We start from the raw sequence: 18,685 nt of genomic DNA, 5'->3' as shown, positions 1-18,685 counted from the left end.
TCTATCTGTTCCCAAAATATAGTTCATAATTTATCCTTCTCCTTTGGTATAATATAGATTAATTATACCAAAATTGACAGATTATTAATAGTTTTTTATAGGTTTTCGCACAGCCTGCCGGGGGTTTATCTATCTAGGTTTTATCTAACTGAAAATTTATACACAGTGCTATGTTCATAATTTTCATTTGCTTTAAGTATTGGTGAAGGAAAATTTGCATTGTTAATGGCATTAGGAAAATACTGAGTTTCGAGACATAACCCACCTCTTTTGCAATATGTGGTGCCACCTTTTCCTGGTTCCAAACCTTTTAGAAAATTCCCAGAATAGAACTGCACTCCAGGTTTAGTTGTGTAAACTTCCATAACTCGTCCACTTTTCTCATCGTAAACTTCAGCTGCCTTGTTTAATTTTTCACCACTATTATTAATTATCCAGTTATGATCGTAACCATTACCAAACACAATTTGCTCATAATCACTAGAAATATTCTCACCTATATAAGTAAGCTTTCTAAAATCCATTGGTGTATTCTCTACCTGGGCTATTTCACCAGTTGGAATGGCTAATTTACTATTAATAGTAAATTTATCGGCATTAATCATTATCTTATGTTTTAAAATATCTCCTGAACCTTGCCCTGTTAAATTAAAATAAGAATGATTAGTAAGATTTACTATAGTATCCTTATCTGAAACAGCAAAATACTCTATTTTAAGTTCATTATCCTCTGTAACCGTATATTTAACTCTTACATTAAGATTTCCTGGGTAACCTTCCTCCCCGTCAATACTTAGGTAAGAAAATTCAATGCTATCATTGGATTCTTCAGCTTGAAGCTTTTCTTCCCATACTACTTTATCAAATCCTACTATTCCACCATGCAAATGATTTTCGCCTTCATTTTTAGCTAGTTTGTACTGAGTTCCATTGAGCTCAAAACTCGAATTTTCTATCCTATTTGCAACTCGTCCTACTGTTGCTCCAAGAAAGTATTTATACTTTATATAATCTCGAACTTTTTCATAGCCTAAAACTACATCACCTACCTCACCCTTATTGTCCTTAACCATTAAAGATACTAATGTCCCTCCATAATTAGTGATTTTTGCCACCATACCCTTGGAGTTTTTAATAGTGAATAGATATACAGACTTTCCATCTACAATTCCAAAATCTTTTTTTATACTCATAATTCAATATTCCCCCCTCAAAAAAGTAAGGCCATGAAGTTATAATAAATTCAACAGCCTCTCAATTTAATTATACATTTTTTTAAAGCTAATAGGAAATTAATACACTATATAATACTAAATTTTAGAAATATTGTTCTTACGGGATAATAAGCAAGCATTAATATTACTAAAAAAATCATTCCCAGTGACGCATATGCTACACCAAATAGTATACAAAATACTCCATCAAACAAAGTTACTCTACGTTCATTAACTGTATTATATTTCTTTTTTGCATTTTCATAAGAAACTTCTTTACCTGGATATTTATTAAATACAATAGCATATATTCCAACTGCTACAACTACCACTCCAAATAGAATATTAAATGGTGACATAACCGACTTCCCTTCTCTCTATCTTAAATTTTAAATTTTTCAATCAATGAACACTAGTATATCATTTAATTCATTTAACAAGTTCTTAAAAGCAAATTGAATTGGTGACAGCTGTATTTAATTTTTCTAAGAAGTTTTTGATTTTGAGTATACATCAAATGCTACAGCAAGTAACAATACCAAACCTTTAATAGTCTGCTGCCAGTCAATTCCTACTCCCATAAGTGACATTCCGTTATTCATAACACCCATAAAGAGGCCACCAATCATAGCTCCCATAATTGTACCAATACCACCAGCAGTTGATGCTCCTCCAATAAAGCAAGCAGCAATTGCATCTAGTTCAAACCCAACACCCGCATTTGGCGTTGCAGAATTTAGTCTTGCAGCAAAAACTAATCCTGCAAGGGCACTTAGTACTCCCATGTTAACAAATACCAAGAATACAATCCATTTTGTTTTTACACCAGAAAGTCTAGCTGCTTTTTCGTTTCCTCCAAGTGCATAAATATGTCTTCCAAGGGTAGTTTTTGTAGTTATGAAAGTATAAAAAGCAACTAGAACACCTAATAATACTAATACATTTGGTAATCCTTTATATTTAGCCATTATATAACAAAATCCATTTATAACAATTACAATTGCAGCTATTTTAATAATTAAAAATACTATGTTAGTAACCTCAAAATCGTACTTCTTATCAGTGGCCCTTTTCTTTACTTCAAGGGTTATATAAAAGGCAGTTATCAGAAGTCCAATAACAATAGTTGTAATATTAATTCCATCACCATTAAAGAGATCTGGAATAAAACCAGTACTCATCAATTGAAATGACTTAGGAAAAGGTGCAATTGAGGTACCATTTAATGAAACATAGGTTAACCCTCTAAACACCATCATTCCTGCAAGGGTAGTTATAAATGCTGGTATTCTTACATAAGCAATCCAAAATCCATGCCAAGCTCCTATAATAGCACCGATTATTAATAGGGCTGCAACTCCAAGCGGAACGGACATATGATTATTAATTATCATCATTCCAGCAAGGGCTCCAATTACAGCCGCTATTGAACCTACTGATAAATCAATTTGAAAAGCAACTATTACAAGTAGCATACCAATTGCTAAAATTAATATATAACTATTCTGCAATATTAAGTTTGTTATATTTACAGGTTTTAATAAAATGCCACCTGTTGCAATCTGAAAATATATCATAATTCCTACTAGTGCAATTATCATGCTGTTTTCTTTAACTACTTTTTTTATATGTCCCATAATTAAGCCTCCTGAACATTATTAATAATAATTTTCATGATTTTTTCTTGCGATGCTTCCTTAGCAGATAATTCTCCAAGTATTTTGCCTTGATTCATAACATAGATTCTATCACAAACTCCCAACAGTTCAGGAAGTTCTGAAGAAATAACCATTACTCCCTTTCCTTCTGCTGCCAGCTTATTAATTATGGTATATATTTCATATTTTGCACCTACATCAATGCCTCTAGTGGGTTCATCCAAAATTAACACCTCTGGCTCTGCAAAAATCCATTTAGCTAAAATTACCTTTTGCTGATTTCCACCACTTAGATTACCTGTCTTTTGAAGTATGCCAGAACATTTTATATTTAGTCTTTTACGCAAATCCTCAGCTGCAATAATTTCTTCATTTTTATTAATTACACCAGCTTTGGATATTTTTTTCAAATTTGCTAAAGTAGTATTTCCCTTTATGTGATCTATTAAAATTAATCCGTACTCTTTTCTATCTTCAGTAACATAGGCCAGACCACTTTCGATAGCCTTATTTACATTGTTCAAATGTACTTCCACACCATTAATTAATATTTGTCCAGTTATTTTTTTTCCATAAGACTTGCCAAAAATGCTCATAGCAAGTTCTGTTCTCCCAGCTCCCATAAGACCTGCAATTCCAACTACTTCCCCTTTGTGAATATTGATATTTACGTTATCACTAACTTTACGATCACTGATAACTGGGTGATATACATTCCAATTCTTCACCTCAAATATGACCTCTCCAATATTAGGTTCGCGTGTCGGATATCTATTAACTAAATCTCTTCCAACCATACCCTTAATTATTCTATCTTCTGTAATATTATCTTTTCGAGTATCGAGAGTTTCAATAGTCGCTCCATCTCTTAGTATAGTGATTGAATCTGAAATCTTTTTAATTTCATTCAATTTATGAGATATCATTATTGAAGTAATTCCATGACTCTTAAGCCCCTCAATTAACTTTAACAAGTTATCACTATCAGCTTCATTTAAGGCTGATGTTGGTTCATCCAATATGAGCAATTTAACTTCTTTAGATAATGCCTTTGCAATTTCAACCAATTGTTGCTTTCCTACTCCAATGTTAGCTATAAGAGTATCAGGAGATTCATTTAAGCCAACCCTTTTTAATAGCTCACAGGTTTTTCTCTTAGTCTCATTCCAATCAATTACACCACTTTTGCTTCGTTCATTTCCGAGAAATATATTTTCAGCAATAGATAAAAAGGGGATCAAAGCTAATTCTTGGTGAATAATTACTATTCCTAAAAGTTCGCTATTTTTTATATCTTTAAATTCGCATAGCTTATCCTTAAATAAAATATCTCCAGAATATGTTCCATGCGGATATACTCCACTTAATACTTTCATTAGTGTTGATTTACCTGCACCATTTTCTCCAACTAATGCATGAATCTCACCTTGTTTAACCTCTAGGTTAACATTATCCAGAGCCTTAACACCCGGAAAGGTTTTAGTAATGTTTTTCATCTGAAGAATAATATCCGACATATGACATTCAACTCCTTACATTTTATATAGATTTAGTGGTGGTTGTAACACCACCACTAAATCTCATTTATCTATTTTTTTATTTTAATTTATCAGCAGTGATATAACCACTATCTACTACGACTTTTTGGTAATTTGCTTTATCAACAACAACTGGATCACATAAGAATGATGGAACAACTTTCATGCCAGTGTTATATGTTTTTGTATCATTAACTTCTGGAGTTTTACCATTCAAAACAGAATCAGCCATTTCAGCAGCTTTTGCAGCAAGTACTCTTGTATCCTTGAATATAGAAGATGTTTGTTCTCCTGCAATTATAGATTTAACTGAAGCAACTTCACAATCTTGACCTGTAATTATTGGCATTTTCTGAGTTCCTGATCCATATCCAACACCCTTTAAGGATGAGATTATACCAATACTTATGCCATCATATGGAGATAATACGGCATCAACCTTAGCTGAAGTGTAGCTTTTACTTAATATATTATCCATTCTTGCTTGTGCAGTAGCACCATCCCATCTTAAAGTACCAACTTGTGCATAAGCTGTTTGTCCGCTCTTAACAACTAATTTTCCTGAAGTAATATATGGTTGTAAAATTGACATTGCTCCATCAAAGAAGAATTTTGCATTATTATCATCTGGAGAACCTGCAAATAATTCAATGTTAAATGGACCTTTCCCCTCTTTTAGTCCTAAAGCAGTTTCAATGTAACCAGCTTGAAGAACTCCAACTTTGAAATTATCAAAGGTTGCATAGTAATCAACAAAAGCAGTCTTTGTAATTAATCTGTCATAAGATATTACTGGAATCTTTGCATCATGAGCTTGTTGTAATACATCTGTAAGTGCTGTACCATCAACAGACGCAATTACCAGTACACTTGCACCTTTTGTAATCATATTTTCTATCTGAGATACTTGATTTTGTACATTATTATCGGCATATTGTAAATCAGTCTTATATCCTAACTTTTCAAGTGATTTAACCATATTATCTCCATCATCTATCCATCTTTGTGATGTCTTTGTAGGCATTGCTATACCTGCAATTTTACCTGTAGCTTTTGTTGCCTCTGTAGTCTTCGCTGCGCCTGCTGCTGGAGCTGGTGTTTTTGAACCACATGCTGTAAGTCCGAATACCATGGTTGCTGCCATTAATATTGATACGATTTTTTTCATTGTTGTTCCCCCTCTTAAATAATTAATTTGTAATATATCACTTAACTTCACCAAACTTACCTTTTCATTTTGACTTTAGATATATCTGGTGAAAAATAGTAATCTCATTAAAATAATCAAGCGATTTATTTTGCTAATATAAGCACATTAAGTACATCTTTTTTACCTAATTTCATAAAATTTTCCACCTTATAAATTTAAAATTTTATAAGCCAAGTTTAAAAGCAAGATCATTCCATCGCAATTCATTTCTAAACGCGGTTAAATTTGTATCTTTATTTATAAATAAGCATTCAATTCCTGCCATTTCAGCAAAGTCTCCTAACTGCTCAGGTGTTACATTAAACGAAAAACTAGTATGATGTGCTCCACCAGCGTGTATCCAAGCTTCTGCTGCAACTTTAAGACTTGGTTGTGGCTTCCATAAAACTCTAGCAACAGGAAGTTTTGGCATAGCATGCTCTGCTTTTACTCCATCTACTTCACTTACAATTAAGCGGAATCTTCCTCCCATATCAATTAGTGATGCACAAACTGCTGGGCCATTACCACCTTCAAATACCAATCTTGCTGGATCTTCTTTTCCACCAATAGAAAGTGGATGCACTTCAATACGTGGACGATTTGCTGCAAGGCTAGGACAAATTTCTAACATATGTGCTCCCAAAATCATTTCGTTTCCCTTTTCAAGATTATATGTGTAATCCTCCATAAGAGAAGTTCCTTTTCCCTTTGCTATGATCTTCATAATACGAACCAAGGCTGCAGTTTTCCAATCTCCTTCTGCACCATATCCATACCCAGCATCCATAAGTCTCTGGGTTGCAAGGCCTGGAAGTTGTTTCATTCCATGCAAATCTTGAAAATTATTTGTAAAAGCAGTATAGTTTCCCTCTTCCATAAATGTTTTCATGGCAATTTCCATACGTGCCTGTTCCTTAATTGAATCCCTTGTAGCCCCTTCTGTTTTTGCTTCTTCTGCAATTTCATAAAGGACCTCATATTCACTCATTAATTTGTTTATATCTTCATCTGACACCTTATCCATATAAGTTACTAAGTCACCTACACCATACCCGTCTACAGCCCAACCAAACACAATTTGTGCTTCAACCTTATCTCCTTCAGTAACAGCAACATCACGCATATTATCTCCAAAACGAGCTACTTTAAGGTGGCGTCCTTCCGTAAATGCAACAGCTACAAGCATCCAAGAAGCCATTCTTTGTCTAACTTCTAAGTCCTCCCAGTGGCCAACTATAACCTTACGTTCAATTTTCATACGTGCGCCAATGAATCCATATTCACGGTCACCATGAGCAGATTGATTTAAGTTCATAAAATCCATGTCTATGCTATCCCAAGGAAGATTACAATTAAACTGCGTGTGAAGATGAAGTAATGGTTTACATAATTCTGATAAACCTGCAATCCACATTTTTGCTGGTGAGAATGTATGCATCCAAGTAATAACTCCAGCACAAGAATCATCGCTATTAGCCTCTGCAAACAGCTTTCGAATAGCATCTGATGTTTTCAGAACAGCTTTAAATACTATTTTACATGGGATTATAGCATCTTCATCTAAAGACTTTACCATTATTTGAGAATGCTCTTCTATTTTTTTAATTACCTCTTGGCCGTACAAATCTTGACTTCCAGTAACAAACCAAATCTCTGATTTTTTCATATCTATCATTTTATTTCCCCCTCCTATTTTTGTCCATAGTATGCATTAGCACCATGTTTTCTTAAAAAGTGTTTGTCAAGTAAAGCCTGATCTATAGCTTTAATATCTGGTTGAAGTTGACAGGTATTATATGCCATCTTAGCCACTTCTTCAAGAACTACCGCATTGTGTACCGCTTCCCCAGCATCTTTTCCAAAGGTAAATGGTCCATGATTATTTACCAAAACTCCAGGAACATAATTTGGATTCTTACCCGCAAAAGTTTCAACAATTACATTTCCTGTTTGCTTCTCATAATCCACCTTAATTTCTTCAGCTCTCATCTCTCTTGTACAAGGAATCTCACCATAAAAATAATCTGCATGAGTTGTTCCAAGTGCTGGAATTCCCCTTCCACTCTGGGCCCAGGATGTTGCCCATCTAGAATGTGTATGGACAACCCCTCCTACATCTTTAAAGTTTCTATAAATAACAAGATGTGTAGGTGTATCTGAGGAGGGTTTAAGCTTGCCTTCAATTTGGTTTCCCTCCAAATCAATCACAACAAGATCTTCTAGTTTAAGCTGGTCATATGCTACACCACTTGGCTTAATTACAATTAAATTATTCTTGCGATCTATCCCACTCACATTTCCCCAAGTGAAAGTAATTAAACCTCTTTTAGGTAGCTCTAAATTTGCTTTAAGCACTGCCGCTTTTAATTCTGTTAGCATTATAAAACCTCCCTATAAATCCCACTATTTAGCTTGAGATTTAATCGTTTTTAACCTCTTCATAACATCATTTGCTCCTCTTCCGAAATAATCATGAAGTATATTATATTCAGCATAAAGTTTTGCATAAACCTCTACATTTTTAGGAATGGGTTTATAAAATTCCTCTTTTACCTTACCCATATATTGGGCTGCCTCAACAATTGAATCGTACCCACCCTTATCTTTACCTGCCACCACTGCTGCAAAAATTGCTGAACCCAAAGCAGGAGTTTGAGCGGATGCTGAAATTCTTATTTCCATATTTGTAACATCTGAGTAAATTTGCATCATAAACTTATTTTTCTCAGCTATGCCACCTGCAGCATATAATTCCTCAATAGGAACACCATTTTCTTCAAAAGTCTCAATTATCTTTCTAGTCCCATATGCTGTTGCTTCTATTAATGCTCTATATATTTCCTCTGGCTTTGTAAGTAGTGTGCATCCAAGAATCATTCCTGTTAGGTCTACATCAACAAGAACAGATCGATTTCCATTCCACCAATCCAGAGCAACAAGTCCACTTTCTCCAACTGCAAGTTTTTGTGCCTTTTCTGTAAGAAGAATATGAATATCTATACCTCTCTGCTCTGCTTCTCTAGTATACGTAGCCGGTACACAGTTTTCTACAAACCACTCAAAGTGGTCTCCAACACAAGATTGACCTGCCTCATATCCAAGTAACCCTGGAATGATTCCATCCTCTACTACTCCACACATTCCTGGCACAATTTTTTCCTCTCTGCCAAGCATTACATGACAAGTTGATGTTCCCATAATCATAAGCATTTTCCCAGCTTCGGTCATTCCGAGTGCCGGAACTGAAACATGTGCATCCACATTCCCTACAGCCACTGAAGTTCCTACCAAAAGCCCTGTTAATGCTGCCGCACTTTCTGTTATCTCTCCTGCTTTAGCTCCTATTGGATATATATCCGTGCTCAATTTTTCTTCTACTAAATTTTCCAGTCTTGAATCTAATGCTTTAAAAAATTCTTTTGATGGATATCCATTTTGTTTATTCCAAATAGCTTTGTATCCTGCAGTACAACTATTTCTTCTTTCCTGACCAGTCAATTGATAAACTACCCAATCTGTAGCTTCCATAAATTTACCAGCCTTTTCATAAATATCTGGTGCTTCATTGAGGATTTGCCAAATTTTTGGTATAAGCCACTCTGAAGAAATCTTCCCGCCATAAAGTTTTAGGAAATCTTCTCCTCTTTCCTCTGCAATTTTATTTAGCCTAGTGGCTTCATCTTGTGCTGCATGATGTTTCCATAATTTAACATAGCTATGTGGATTCGCTTTATATTCATCATAAAAGCAAAGTGGTTTTCCTGCACTATCTGTAGGAAGCATTGTGCAAGCAGTAAAATCAATGGCGATACCGATTACATTTTCCGGACTAATTTTAGCTTCCTTCATCACAGATGGAATAGTCTCCGATAACACATCAAGATAATCTTGTGGATGCTGCAATGCAAAGTCCTGCTTAAGTTTTGTCTTTCCATCTGGTAAATACTCATCCATTACTCCATGAGGATATATTTTAACCGCCGTAGCAACTTCTCTTCCTGTGGCAACTTCAACCAGTACAGCTCGTCCAGATTGAGTACCATAATCAACTCCAATGGTATACTTTTTATTAAGCATTAAATTCGTCCCCTCTTTTCCTCTATTCATTTGACTGTACAATATATTTTATTTGTATGCATTATTTTATACAATTTAATCTATTTGTACGTACAACTCATTATATATATATTCTACATGTTTACAAAAAATCCTCTATATTTTAAAATATATATTAGTTCATTTAAAGTATAAAGGATTTCATATTTTTTTTGCTTTTATGCTTATAAATTAACAACTTCATTCTTTACTGGCACATTTCCAGTTGAGTACCTTACAATTAGCTCTGGTTTATACACATAGTTTGGTTTCTCTATTTTTTCTTGAATCATATTAATAAGAAGTCTTGCTGCTCTTCTTCCCATATCTTCCTTTGGGTGAGCGACTGTAGTAAATTTAAATTCTGTTGCCATAGCAATGTCTGAATCATCAAACCCAGTTATAGATATATCCTCAGGAATTCGAAGCCCTGCATCCCTGATAGCCTGCAGTGCATATGCTGCAATCTGATCATTATAGCAAATAATGGCAGTAGGTCTTTCACTTTTGTTTATTAAATTACTAGTAAATTCATAAGGCGCAAAAGATATTTCCTTTGTTCCAAAATTACTTACAATTTCATTGTTAAAAGGTATACCAAACTCTTCCAAAGCTTTCTTATAACCTAATTGCCTATTTACTCCTTGCAGGTCATCCTGTTTAAATATTCCGGCTATCTGCCTATGTCCTAGTTGAAGTAAATACTTTGTTATAAGATACACCCCTTCAACATCATCCATCACTACAAATGCAGGGTGTAATACATCATATTTTGCATTAATCATGATATATGGGATATCTTTTTTTTCTAATTCTTTGTACCAATTTAAATTCACATTTTCATAAGCACTCATGGTTGGTTCCACAATTAACCCAACTACATCATTGGCAATTATTTTTTGCAGATACTCTGCCTCTTTTTCTTTTTCATTATTTGTATTTAATAGCATTAAATTATATCCTGCTGCGCTTAAAACTTCTTCTATTCCACTAATAATAAGGGGAAAAATATAATTAGAGATATATGTAGTAAGAACCGCAATGGTTTTTACTCCTGTATTTTTATCTCTAGAAGAACAAAAACTTCCCTTCCCTTGCTCTTTATATATATACACACCTTTTTCTAATTCCCTTAGAGCATGTCTTACCGTATGTCTACTAACTTTAAATTTATCTGCTATTTCATTTTCTGTGGACAACTGCTGACCAGAAACTATTTCACCAGACATTATTTGAGCTTTAAAATATTCAGCAATTTGCATATATTTAGGTATTTTATCTTCGTCATTACTCATATTATAGCCCCTCTAAATTATAATTTGCTTGTACGTACATCTTTATTTTTATTATACCTTGTTTTATTATAATGTCAATATAGAATAGTATTCATAGTAATCCTTCCTCATTGTAGTCATACCGCATATATCATTCTATTTTTCCACTTAAATATGGAGAATAAGTCATATAAGCATGATTCTCTGTAATATATTCATCTTTAATTAGACCTATATTTTCGTTGTAAACCTTCCTATATATTTTATTATTTCTTACATATCCACCAAACATACCTGGTGTAATAGAATGCTCTTTCTCATAAACTTCATATTTGTTCATTGACTCTTCGGTACTTGTCCATTCTCCAACTAAGTTATCGAGTGTTAGGTATATTAAAAGTTGAAAGTCACTACTTGTCCCATTATAAATTTGCAGGTCAAGAGAATTGTAAGAACAAGTAGCCCCTGTCCCAAACGGTTGCACTCTATTAACATCTGGAAAAACATCGTGACTATGTCTGTACCTTTCCGTTACAGTTAAACTTGTATGTAATGTCATCCAATAAACAAGATTGGAAAGCTGGCAGATACCGCCTCCTACCCCTGCTTTAAATGTACCATCAGCACATAATACTAATCCATCTAAATATCCTTTCCTATAAGTAGGCTTTCCTATAAGCTTCCAATAAGAAAGTGTTTGTCCTGGTTTTATAACTATACCATTTAGTTTTTTTGCTGCTAGTTTAAGATTTGTAATTTTATTATATTGAAGTATCATATCTACATCTTTTAATTTTCTTAAAAGGGGTGTACTGTAAGTAAATAGGATATTGGGATATACTTTCACCCTTATACTCTTCGCATAATGTTTACCACTAAAATACCACTGTTTGTACCTTTTAGCAGAGTAATAAACACTACCAAATAAGAGTCTTATTCTTGACCTTTCTATAGGCTTTTTCTCTAAATACGTGATAAACTCCCCCTCAAAAATAATTTTAAATAATATAGATCTATAAATGAGCAAATTTCATAACATATTTTGGAATAAAAAAGCAGAAGAAATCACTCAATATAATAAGCTATTATATTGGACCAAAATAAAGACCTATCTATTTATTAGAGAAGTCTTTAAATATTATTTATTTTTTAAATTTTTTAATGCCTCATTGCTTGAAAAGATAATACCTTCTTTAGATTTTATATACTCTTGACATTTTTTAAAAATTTCAATAAGTTTATCATAATTTCCGTTTAATTGAGATTCATATAGCGCACCCCTATATTCCGTATTGTATTTTTCATCAATAGCTATTAAATCAATATTATTTTCTAGACATTGTTTAAGTAAAAGAAACCTTCCTATTCTACCATTACCATCTTGGAATGGATGTATTTTTTCAAAATTACTATGAAAGTAACATAATTCATGTAAATTAATACTTAAAGCTTTTTTAGTATTATAATTCTCAATAAGTCCTAATAATAAAGGTTCTACTTCATGTGAATCTACAAGTTTTATTTCATCTAATCCACTAAGCATATTAGGAATTTTTTTAAAGCTACCTGAAAATCCCTTTTTATCATCAGAAGTACCATTTTTTAATAATTGATGATATTCTCTAATTAACTGTAAAGATAATGGCTCATCTAATGTTTCAATTATAAAATCAAAAACATCTAAAGAGTTCCTAGTTTCAATAACATCATCCCAGGTATGAGTACCAGAAACTATATTTTTATCTGCCAACTGATTTAAAGAATCTCTATTAAAAGTACTACCCTCTAATTTATTAGAATGAAATAAAAATTCAATCCTTAAAGCGTAATAAAAAGAGTTTGGTACTTCTTTTAAACCAAGTAAAAATGTTCTAGTTAATTTCATAATAATTCACCTATCTTTCTTATTAATATTATTTAACTTCTTGCAGCTCATCAGTGGTTAATGCCTCTTCAATACCATTTTCTTTTTTATTTGTACCATTTAAAGTTATGTTATCAATTTTCGACTCAATATTATCTAATTTTTCTAAAATGAGTTTGTATTTTTGATTATCCCTTATAATTTCCACTATATAAGGTGTTAGTGCTCTTTGCATCATGCTCATATAATCAATTTCTATTTTGTTATCTTTATTGTCTTAATTTAAAGCAGTATAATATGATACCGCACTTAAAAAACTTAAATATGGTATATTACTCTTTATTTTATCATGCATCATAGCAACATGACTATTACTTAATTTAGACATCTTTGCCATTTCTCCAACAAGATAATACCTTTCCTTTCCATCTATTTCATGTGAAGAAATATAATTTAAATATGGATAAAAATGCCTACAGAAAATAATATACCATATGCTAAATCAATTAAAAACTTTATTATAGAGATTAGAATAGTTCTTTACTTAACATTGCCACAATTGAAGCATATTTGCGCTTTCGTATTTGGGGCCTTAGGCCGTGGTTGCAATGGTAAAGTCAGCCGTACTGAAAGCTGTTATAGTTCAAGACACAGAACTTCCGTAGGAAATTTTTTATCCAACAGTCCATGGAATGAAGATTACATTTTACGAGCATTACAAAAATTTGCATTAAAAAAGATATGGCAGTTATCAAAAGATACAGGTAAGCCTATTTATATGATTATTGATGATACCGTCTGTAAGAAAACGAAGCCTTCGTCACAGGCTAAAAATCCTATAGAAAAATGCCAATTTCAATATTCTCACTTAGAAGGTAAACAACTTAAGGAGACCTTATATAGGCCTCCTTTTTTAAGTGAATTTATAGTTGCAATGGAAACTATAATACTATATTATTAAATTAGTAGCAATCGCAACTAATTTCGGAGGATAGATTTATGAATAAAAGTAGAAACTCTGTAGCAAGGTGGATTTCACTTTTAGAAAGAATGGGTGAAAATGCTACCACTATCACAAAGGACTATTTTACAAATGATGCAGCACATTAGGAGATGATAATAATGGATATAACTGCTTCTGCTAAACGATTTATTAACAATAATTTTCATGCTCTCTCACATAAGAATTATAGATATTTTTGGTTTGGACAATGCATTTCCTTAATAGGTACTTGGACACAAAGCATAGGTCAGTCATGGCTAGTGCTTTCCCTAACATCTTCTCCATTTTTACTTGGACTTGTAGGCGCCATGCAGTTTTTACCTGTAACCTTATTCTCATTGTTTGCTGGGGTAGTAACCGATAGATTTTCAAAGAAAAAAATACTTATTTTTACTCAGACGTTCTCCATGATACTGGCTTTTATATTGTCAGCATTAGTGTTTACAAATACATTAAAATATGAATATATAATAGTTTTGGCTATATGTCTTGGATTTTGCAATACACTAGATATGCCAACTAGGCAGGCTTTTAATATGGAAATAGTAGGCAAAGAAGACTTGATGAATGCCGTTGCCTTAAATTCTGCCACTTTTAATTTAGCCAGAATTATCGGTCCAGCTATCGGAGCCATGCTTATGGGATACCTTGGAGCTGGATGGTGCTTTTTATTAAATGGTTTTAGCTTTATGGCAGTAATCTATGGACTAATTCACATTGAAGTAGTGGCTTTCGTAAGGAAAAAGACTTCTCAAAAGGGTATACTAAAGGAAATAGGGGATGGACTTAAATATATAGTAAAGATTCCTATTTTATTAGATACCTTGATTTTAGTTAGTATTATGGGAATATTTGTTTTTAACTACAGTGTTTTAATACCTGTATTCACAAAAAATGTACTACATATGGATGCAAAAACCTATGGAGTTTTATTGGCTGCGCTTGGTGCCGGTTCCCTTATTGGAGCACTTCTTATTACTTTTAAAAGTAAAGGCGGTCCAAATAGAGTTCTTATGATAGGCAGCTCTATTGCAATTGGCATAATGTTGATTTTTACAGGCATGAGCAATGTATATTATCTTACTGCACTAAGTTTAGCTATAACAGGAATATTTAATATGTTTTTTTCTACAACTGCTAATTCCACATTGCAGCTAAATTCTAAGGATGAATACAGAGGAAGAGTAATGAGTGTATACTCACTTGTGTTTGCTGGATTTACTCCTATAGGTAGTCTATTCTCAGGGTTTATAGCAGAGCACTATGGAGCTAGAGTTTGCTTTATATTATCTGGTGTTTGTACAATAGTATTGATATTATTACTTATTACATGGATTAAGCTTAGGAAAAAGAAATGAGATAAGTAATTTATCTCTTAACCTTATTTTTCATATAATTCTATAGGTAAATCATCTGGATCACTAAAAAAAGTAAATTTTCTGTTGGTAATCTCATCAATTCTAATATTCTCAGTAATTATATTTTTATTGTTCAATTCTTTTATTACCTCATCTATGTTATCCACCTCAAAAGCAAGATGCCTTAGTCCTAGTGCTTCAGGGTAACTAGGCCTTTTAGGTGATTGTGGAAAAGAAAATAATTCTATTTGATCATTTTCAGCAACACCTAAATCAAGCTTATATGACCCTCTATTTTCTCGGTATGTTTCTTTAATAATTTTCAGACCTAAAATATTAACATAAAAATCTTTAGATATTTCATAATTCGAACAAATAATAGCTATATGATGAATCTTATTTAACTTCATTGTTTTATCTCCTTTTTTAATCATTGCATATTTATAGCGACCTTCAAACAATAATAAAAGCCTCGCCTTTAGTCTTAATCGGCTAAAGGCGGGGCTTCTTATTGGGTTGATTTTATTTATTCATTGCCTGTTCTACCGCAACAGCAACTGCAACAGAAGCTCCTACCATAGGGTTATTACCCATGCCTATTAATCCCATCATTTCAACATGAGCTGGTACAGATGAAGAACCTGCGAATTGTGCATCTGAATGCATTCTTCCCATAGTATCAGTCATTCCGTATGAAGCAGGACCTGCTCCCATATTGTCTGGATGAAGAGTTCTTCCAGTACCACCACCGGATGCAACTGAGAAGTATTTCTTACCTTGCTCATAGCATTCTTTTTTGTAAGTACCAGCAACTGGATGTTGGAATCTTGTTGGGTTTGTTGAGTTTCCTGTAATTGAAACGTCAACTCCCTCCAAATGCATTATTGCAACGCCTTCACGCACATCATCTGCTCCGTAACATCTAACCTTGGCATTTGCACCAGTTGAATAAGCTATTTCTTTAACTATTGCTAATTTACTAGTATAATAATCAAACTTAGTTTGAACATATGTAAAACCATTGATTCTTGAAATAATATAAGCAGCATCTTTTCCAAGACCATTAAGTATTACTTTTAGTGGTTCTTTTCTTACTTTGTTTGCAGCTTTTGCAAGACCAATTGCGCCTTCAGCAGCTGCAAAAGATTCATGTCCAGCTAAAAATGCAAAGCATTTAGTCTCTTCACGAAGAAGCATAGCTGCTAAATTACCATGACCAATTCCAACTTTTCTATCGTCAGCTACAGAACCAGGTATACAAAATGATTGAAGACCTTCTCCTATGTATACTGCTGCATCAGCTGCTTTAGTGCAATTATTTTTAATTGCTATAGCTGCTCCTACTGCGTATGCCCAACAAGCATTTTCAAATGCTATAGGTTGAATCCCTTTTACTATACTAAAAACATCAATACCTTTGTCTTCACAAATTGTTCTTGCTTCTTCTATTGAATTTATTCCATGTTTACTTAGTACAGGTAATATTTGATTTATTCTTCTTTCATAACTTTCAAATAAAGCCATTTAATTATTCCTCCTTCTTGTATTATTTTTGTCTTGGATCGATTACTGTTGTAGCTTCATCAAATCTACCATAACTTCCAGTAGCTTTTTCCATAGCTTCATTAGCATCCATACCCTTTTTAATCATGTCCATCATTTTTCCAAGTTGAACAAATTTATAACCTATTATCTCGTTATTTTTATCTAGTGCAATATTAGTAACATAACCTTCAGCCATTTCTAAGTATCTTGGACCCTTAGCTAATGTTCCGTACATTGTACCAACTTGACTTCTAAGACCCTTACCTAAATCTTCAAGACCAGCACCTATAGGTAGTCCACCTTCTGAGAATGCAGTTTGAGTTCTTCCGTAAACAATTTGAAGGAATAACTCTCTCATAGCTGTGTTTATTGCATCACATACTAAATCTGTATTTAATGCTTCTAATATAGTTTTTCCTGGAAGTATTTCTGAAGCCATTGCAGCTGAATGAGTACTACCAGAGCATCCTATTACCTCAACTAATGCTTCTTGTATTATGCCCTCTTTAACGTTTAAAGTAAGCTTACATGCACCTTGTTGTGGAGCACACCAGCCAATTCCGTGTGTTAAACCTGAGATATCTTTAATTTCTTTAGATTGTACCCATTTCCCTTCTTCAGGAATTGGTGCTGATCCATGATTAGGTCCTTTTGCAACACACATCATTTCTGAAACTTCTGTTGTATACATCATAATATTATCTCCTTCCATATGTAAATGATAATTTACTGTTCTAAAATGTTCATTGGAACTATATTGTCCCACTGGGACAAATTCTTATTTATGTTGCCAATTCTATTTTAACAAATAAAACACAACTTAACAATAGCATTAATACATAACCTAATAATAATATCGTTAAATTGATTGTTTTATAAATCAATTTAACGATATTATTTAGGATTTTCATATAATTATACTATTTTTATTTCTTGCGAATATATTTTCTTATGTCTACAGCAACTGCTGATACTATAATTGCACCTTTTATTATCTGTTGCCAATATGGATTAATTCCTATAAATGTCAATCCGTAATTGATTACACTAAATATAAGTACTCCTACTACAATACCTGGTACAGTACCAACACCTCCAGCTACTGACCAACCACCTACAACGCAGGCTGCGATTGCATCTAATTCATATCCATTACCATAATTATTTGTTGCTCCACCAGTTCTAGCAGCTTCTAGAACACCTGCTAAACCATATAGAAGACCTGCTATTACATATATCGTTAATAGTGATTTACGTACATTAATACCTGAAACAGTTGCCGCTTCTCTATTTCCACCTATAGCATATACATCTTTACCAAGCTTTGTCTTATTTAAAACTATATATATTATAACAGTAACAACTGCCGCTATAATTACTACATATGGAATACCCAAAAATGATTCTGTTCCAAGTTTAGTAAAATCAGCCCTTAAACCGCCAATAGGTTGTGACTTGTTAGGCGCCATATCAAAATAAATGGAGTTTGCTCCATAAACAATAACCATTGTACCCAAAGTTGCTATAAATGGTGGTACATCAAACTTTGATACTATGAAACCATTTAAAAGACCAACTATACCTCCTGCTATAATACCTGCTAAAATAGGAATTATTATGTTTAAATGACCTAAATTCGGATAAAACTTACTTGAATAATCAGCAGCTTGGATCATTGACGCAGATATAACTGCGGCTAGTCCTACCACACGTCCAGCAGAAAGATCAGCTCCAGCTGTTAGAATTGCGAAACAAGCTCCTAGTGCTATAATTATTCTAGTTGAGCTTTGAATCAAAACATCCTTAAAAGTACCCACTGAAATAAATCGTGGATCTTTTATGGCAATACCTATTATTAATACAACCAATACCACATATATAGCATATTGCTTTAAGAATGCTTGTATACTTTTACCTTTTGACCTTTGCATTTCCATTTCTCTT

18 protein-coding genes are annotated in these 18,685 nt (G+C 33.2%); 2 read left to right on the top strand and 16 right to left on the bottom strand.

Annotated features, from left to right (window positions below; all coding sequences use genetic code 11):
• Positions 1-140: 140 nt before the first annotated feature.
• The 12 genes from ACREVU_RS21350 to ACREVU_RS21295 form a co-directional block, all read right to left on the bottom strand.
• Positions 141-1,193 (bottom strand): aldose epimerase family protein, encoded by a 1,053-nt coding sequence (locus tag ACREVU_RS21350; protein WP_431553621.1) that lies wholly within the window; start codon positions 1,191-1,193, stop codon positions 141-143.
• Positions 1,194-1,300: 107 nt separating this feature from the next.
• A complete protein-coding gene (locus ACREVU_RS21345; RefSeq protein WP_431553620.1) occupies positions 1,301-1,573 on the bottom strand; it encodes a hypothetical protein in 273 nt (90 codons plus the stop codon).
• 126 nt (positions 1,574-1,699) lie between these two features.
• Entirely contained in the window at positions 1,700-2,851 is a 1,152-nt protein-coding gene (gene mmsB / locus ACREVU_RS21340; RefSeq protein WP_431553619.1) for a multiple monosaccharide ABC transporter permease, read from the bottom strand.
• 2 nt (positions 2,852-2,853) lie between these two features.
• Positions 2,854-4,389 carry a multiple monosaccharide ABC transporter ATP-binding protein gene (gene mmsA, locus ACREVU_RS21335; protein WP_431553618.1) on the bottom strand — a complete coding sequence of 512 codons (1,536 nt, stop codon included), beginning with the start codon at positions 4,387-4,389 and terminating at the stop codon, positions 2,854-2,856.
• A gap of 79 nt (positions 4,390-4,468) precedes the next feature.
• Positions 4,469-5,578 carry a multiple monosaccharide ABC transporter substrate-binding protein gene (gene chvE, locus ACREVU_RS21330; protein WP_431553617.1) on the bottom strand — a complete coding sequence of 370 codons (1,110 nt, stop codon included), beginning with the start codon at positions 5,576-5,578 and terminating at the stop codon, positions 4,469-4,471.
• A gap of 205 nt (positions 5,579-5,783) precedes the next feature.
• Entirely contained in the window at positions 5,784-7,277 is a 1,494-nt protein-coding gene (araA, locus tag ACREVU_RS21325) for an L-arabinose isomerase (RefSeq protein ID WP_431553616.1), read from the bottom strand.
• A gap of 14 nt (positions 7,278-7,291) precedes the next feature.
• Positions 7,292-7,981, bottom strand: a complete 690-nt coding sequence (araD, locus tag ACREVU_RS21320) for an L-ribulose-5-phosphate 4-epimerase (RefSeq protein ID WP_431553615.1) — start codon at positions 7,979-7,981, stop codon at positions 7,292-7,294.
• 24 nt (positions 7,982-8,005) lie between these two features.
• Positions 8,006-9,679: a ribulokinase gene (gene araB, locus ACREVU_RS21315; RefSeq protein WP_431553614.1), complete on the bottom strand. Its 1,674-nt coding sequence runs from the start codon at positions 9,677-9,679 to the stop codon at positions 8,006-8,008.
• Between the two features lie 203 nt (positions 9,680-9,882).
• The gene (locus ACREVU_RS21310) at positions 9,883-10,992 is read right to left on the bottom strand and encodes a GntR family transcriptional regulator (protein ID WP_431553613.1); all 1,110 of its coding nucleotides are present in this window, start codon (positions 10,990-10,992) and stop codon (positions 9,883-9,885) included.
• 130 nt (positions 10,993-11,122) lie between these two features.
• Positions 11,123-11,818, bottom strand: coding sequence for a VanW family protein (locus tag ACREVU_RS21305; RefSeq protein WP_431553612.1), 696 nt, complete (start codon positions 11,816-11,818; stop codon positions 11,123-11,125).
• A gap of 291 nt (positions 11,819-12,109) precedes the next feature.
• Positions 12,110-12,856, bottom strand: a complete 747-nt coding sequence (locus tag ACREVU_RS21300; protein WP_431553611.1) for a Fic family protein — start codon at positions 12,854-12,856, stop codon at positions 12,110-12,112.
• A gap of 28 nt (positions 12,857-12,884) precedes the next feature.
• A complete protein-coding gene (locus tag ACREVU_RS21295) occupies positions 12,885-13,079 on the bottom strand; it encodes a hypothetical protein (protein WP_431553610.1) in 195 nt (64 codons plus the stop codon).
• 225 nt (positions 13,080-13,304) lie between these two features.
• Between ACREVU_RS21295 and ACREVU_RS21290 the strand changes: the two genes are divergently transcribed.
• A complete protein-coding gene (locus ACREVU_RS21290) occupies positions 13,305-13,796 on the top strand; it encodes a hypothetical protein (RefSeq protein WP_431553609.1) in 492 nt (163 codons plus the stop codon).
• A 161-nt stretch (positions 13,797-13,957) separates the two neighbouring features.
• On the top strand, positions 13,958-15,196 hold the full coding sequence (locus tag ACREVU_RS21285; RefSeq protein ID WP_431553608.1) for an MFS transporter: 1,239 nt from the start codon (positions 13,958-13,960) through the stop codon (positions 15,194-15,196).
• 23 nt (positions 15,197-15,219) lie between these two features.
• On the opposite strand, the gene gloA2 is transcribed toward ACREVU_RS21285, so the two are convergent.
• From gloA2 to mglC, 4 genes are all read right to left on the bottom strand, one after another.
• Positions 15,220-15,606 carry an SMU1112c/YaeR family gloxylase I-like metalloprotein gene (gloA2, locus tag ACREVU_RS21280; protein WP_431553607.1) on the bottom strand — a complete coding sequence of 129 codons (387 nt, stop codon included), beginning with the start codon at positions 15,604-15,606 and terminating at the stop codon, positions 15,220-15,222.
• Between the two features lie 112 nt (positions 15,607-15,718).
• Positions 15,719-16,720, bottom strand: coding sequence for a GGGtGRT protein (locus ACREVU_RS21275; protein ID WP_431553606.1), 1,002 nt, complete (start codon positions 16,718-16,720; stop codon positions 15,719-15,721).
• A 22-nt stretch (positions 16,721-16,742) separates the two neighbouring features.
• The gene (locus ACREVU_RS21270) at positions 16,743-17,435 is read right to left on the bottom strand and encodes an iron-sulfur cluster assembly scaffold protein (RefSeq protein WP_431553605.1); all 693 of its coding nucleotides are present in this window, start codon (positions 17,433-17,435) and stop codon (positions 16,743-16,745) included.
• A 232-nt stretch (positions 17,436-17,667) separates the two neighbouring features.
• Positions 17,668-18,678: a galactose/methyl galactoside ABC transporter permease MglC gene (gene mglC / locus ACREVU_RS21265; RefSeq protein ID WP_431553604.1), complete on the bottom strand. Its 1,011-nt coding sequence runs from the start codon at positions 18,676-18,678 to the stop codon at positions 17,668-17,670.
• Between the last annotated feature and the right edge of the window lie 7 nt (positions 18,679-18,685).

Source organism: Clostridium sp. (genome assembly GCF_050717535.1).
In the GTDB taxonomy this organism is placed as follows: domain Bacteria; phylum Bacillota; class Clostridia; order Clostridiales; family Clostridiaceae; genus Clostridium_AD.
Note: the sequence above shows the minus strand (reverse complement) of the source record. Positions and strands in the feature narration are given on the sequence as shown.

What these genes read in the sequence shown, in the direction of transcription:
- ACREVU_RS21290 (WP_431553609.1), top strand. Translation starts at nt 13,305, where the DNA reads ATGCCTACAGAAAATAATATACCATATGCTAAATCAATTAAAAACTTT.
- ACREVU_RS21310 (WP_431553613.1), bottom strand. Translation starts at nt 10,992, where the DNA reads ATGAGTAATGACGAAGATAAAATACCTAAATATATGCAAATTGCTGAA.
- ACREVU_RS21350 (WP_431553621.1), bottom strand. Translation starts at nt 1,193, where the DNA reads ATGAGTATAAAAAAAGATTTTGGAATTGTAGATGGAAAGTCTGTATAT.
- gloA2 (WP_431553607.1), bottom strand. Translation starts at nt 15,606, where the DNA reads ATGAAGTTAAATAAGATTCATCATATAGCTATTATTTGTTCGAATTAT.
- mmsB (WP_431553619.1), bottom strand. Translation starts at nt 2,851, where the DNA reads ATGGGACATATAAAAAAAGTAGTTAAAGAAAACAGCATGATAATTGCA.
- mmsA (WP_431553618.1), bottom strand. Translation starts at nt 4,389, where the DNA reads ATGTCGGATATTATTCTTCAGATGAAAAACATTACTAAAACCTTTCCG.
- mglC (WP_431553604.1), bottom strand. Translation starts at nt 18,678, where the DNA reads ATGGAAATGCAAAGGTCAAAAGGTAAAAGTATACAAGCATTCTTAAAG.
- ACREVU_RS21295 (WP_431553610.1), bottom strand. Translation starts at nt 13,079, where the DNA reads ATGAGCATGATGCAAAGAGCACTAACACCTTATATAGTGGAAATTATA.
- chvE (WP_431553617.1), bottom strand. Translation starts at nt 5,578, where the DNA reads ATGAAAAAAATCGTATCAATATTAATGGCAGCAACCATGGTATTCGGA.
- ACREVU_RS21270 (WP_431553605.1), bottom strand. Translation starts at nt 17,435, where the DNA reads ATGATGTATACAACAGAAGTTTCAGAAATGATGTGTGTTGCAAAAGGA.
- ACREVU_RS21300 (WP_431553611.1), bottom strand. Translation starts at nt 12,856, where the DNA reads ATGAAATTAACTAGAACATTTTTACTTGGTTTAAAAGAAGTACCAAAC.
- ACREVU_RS21285 (WP_431553608.1), top strand. Translation starts at nt 13,958, where the DNA reads ATGGATATAACTGCTTCTGCTAAACGATTTATTAACAATAATTTTCAT.
- araD (WP_431553615.1), bottom strand. Translation starts at nt 7,981, where the DNA reads ATGCTAACAGAATTAAAAGCGGCAGTGCTTAAAGCAAATTTAGAGCTA.
- ACREVU_RS21345 (WP_431553620.1), bottom strand. Translation starts at nt 1,573, where the DNA reads ATGTCACCATTTAATATTCTATTTGGAGTGGTAGTTGTAGCAGTTGGA.
- araA (WP_431553616.1), bottom strand. Translation starts at nt 7,277, where the DNA reads ATGATAGATATGAAAAAATCAGAGATTTGGTTTGTTACTGGAAGTCAA.
- araB (WP_431553614.1), bottom strand. Translation starts at nt 9,679, where the DNA reads ATGCTTAATAAAAAGTATACCATTGGAGTTGATTATGGTACTCAATCT.
- ACREVU_RS21275 (WP_431553606.1), bottom strand. Translation starts at nt 16,720, where the DNA reads ATGGCTTTATTTGAAAGTTATGAAAGAAGAATAAATCAAATATTACCT.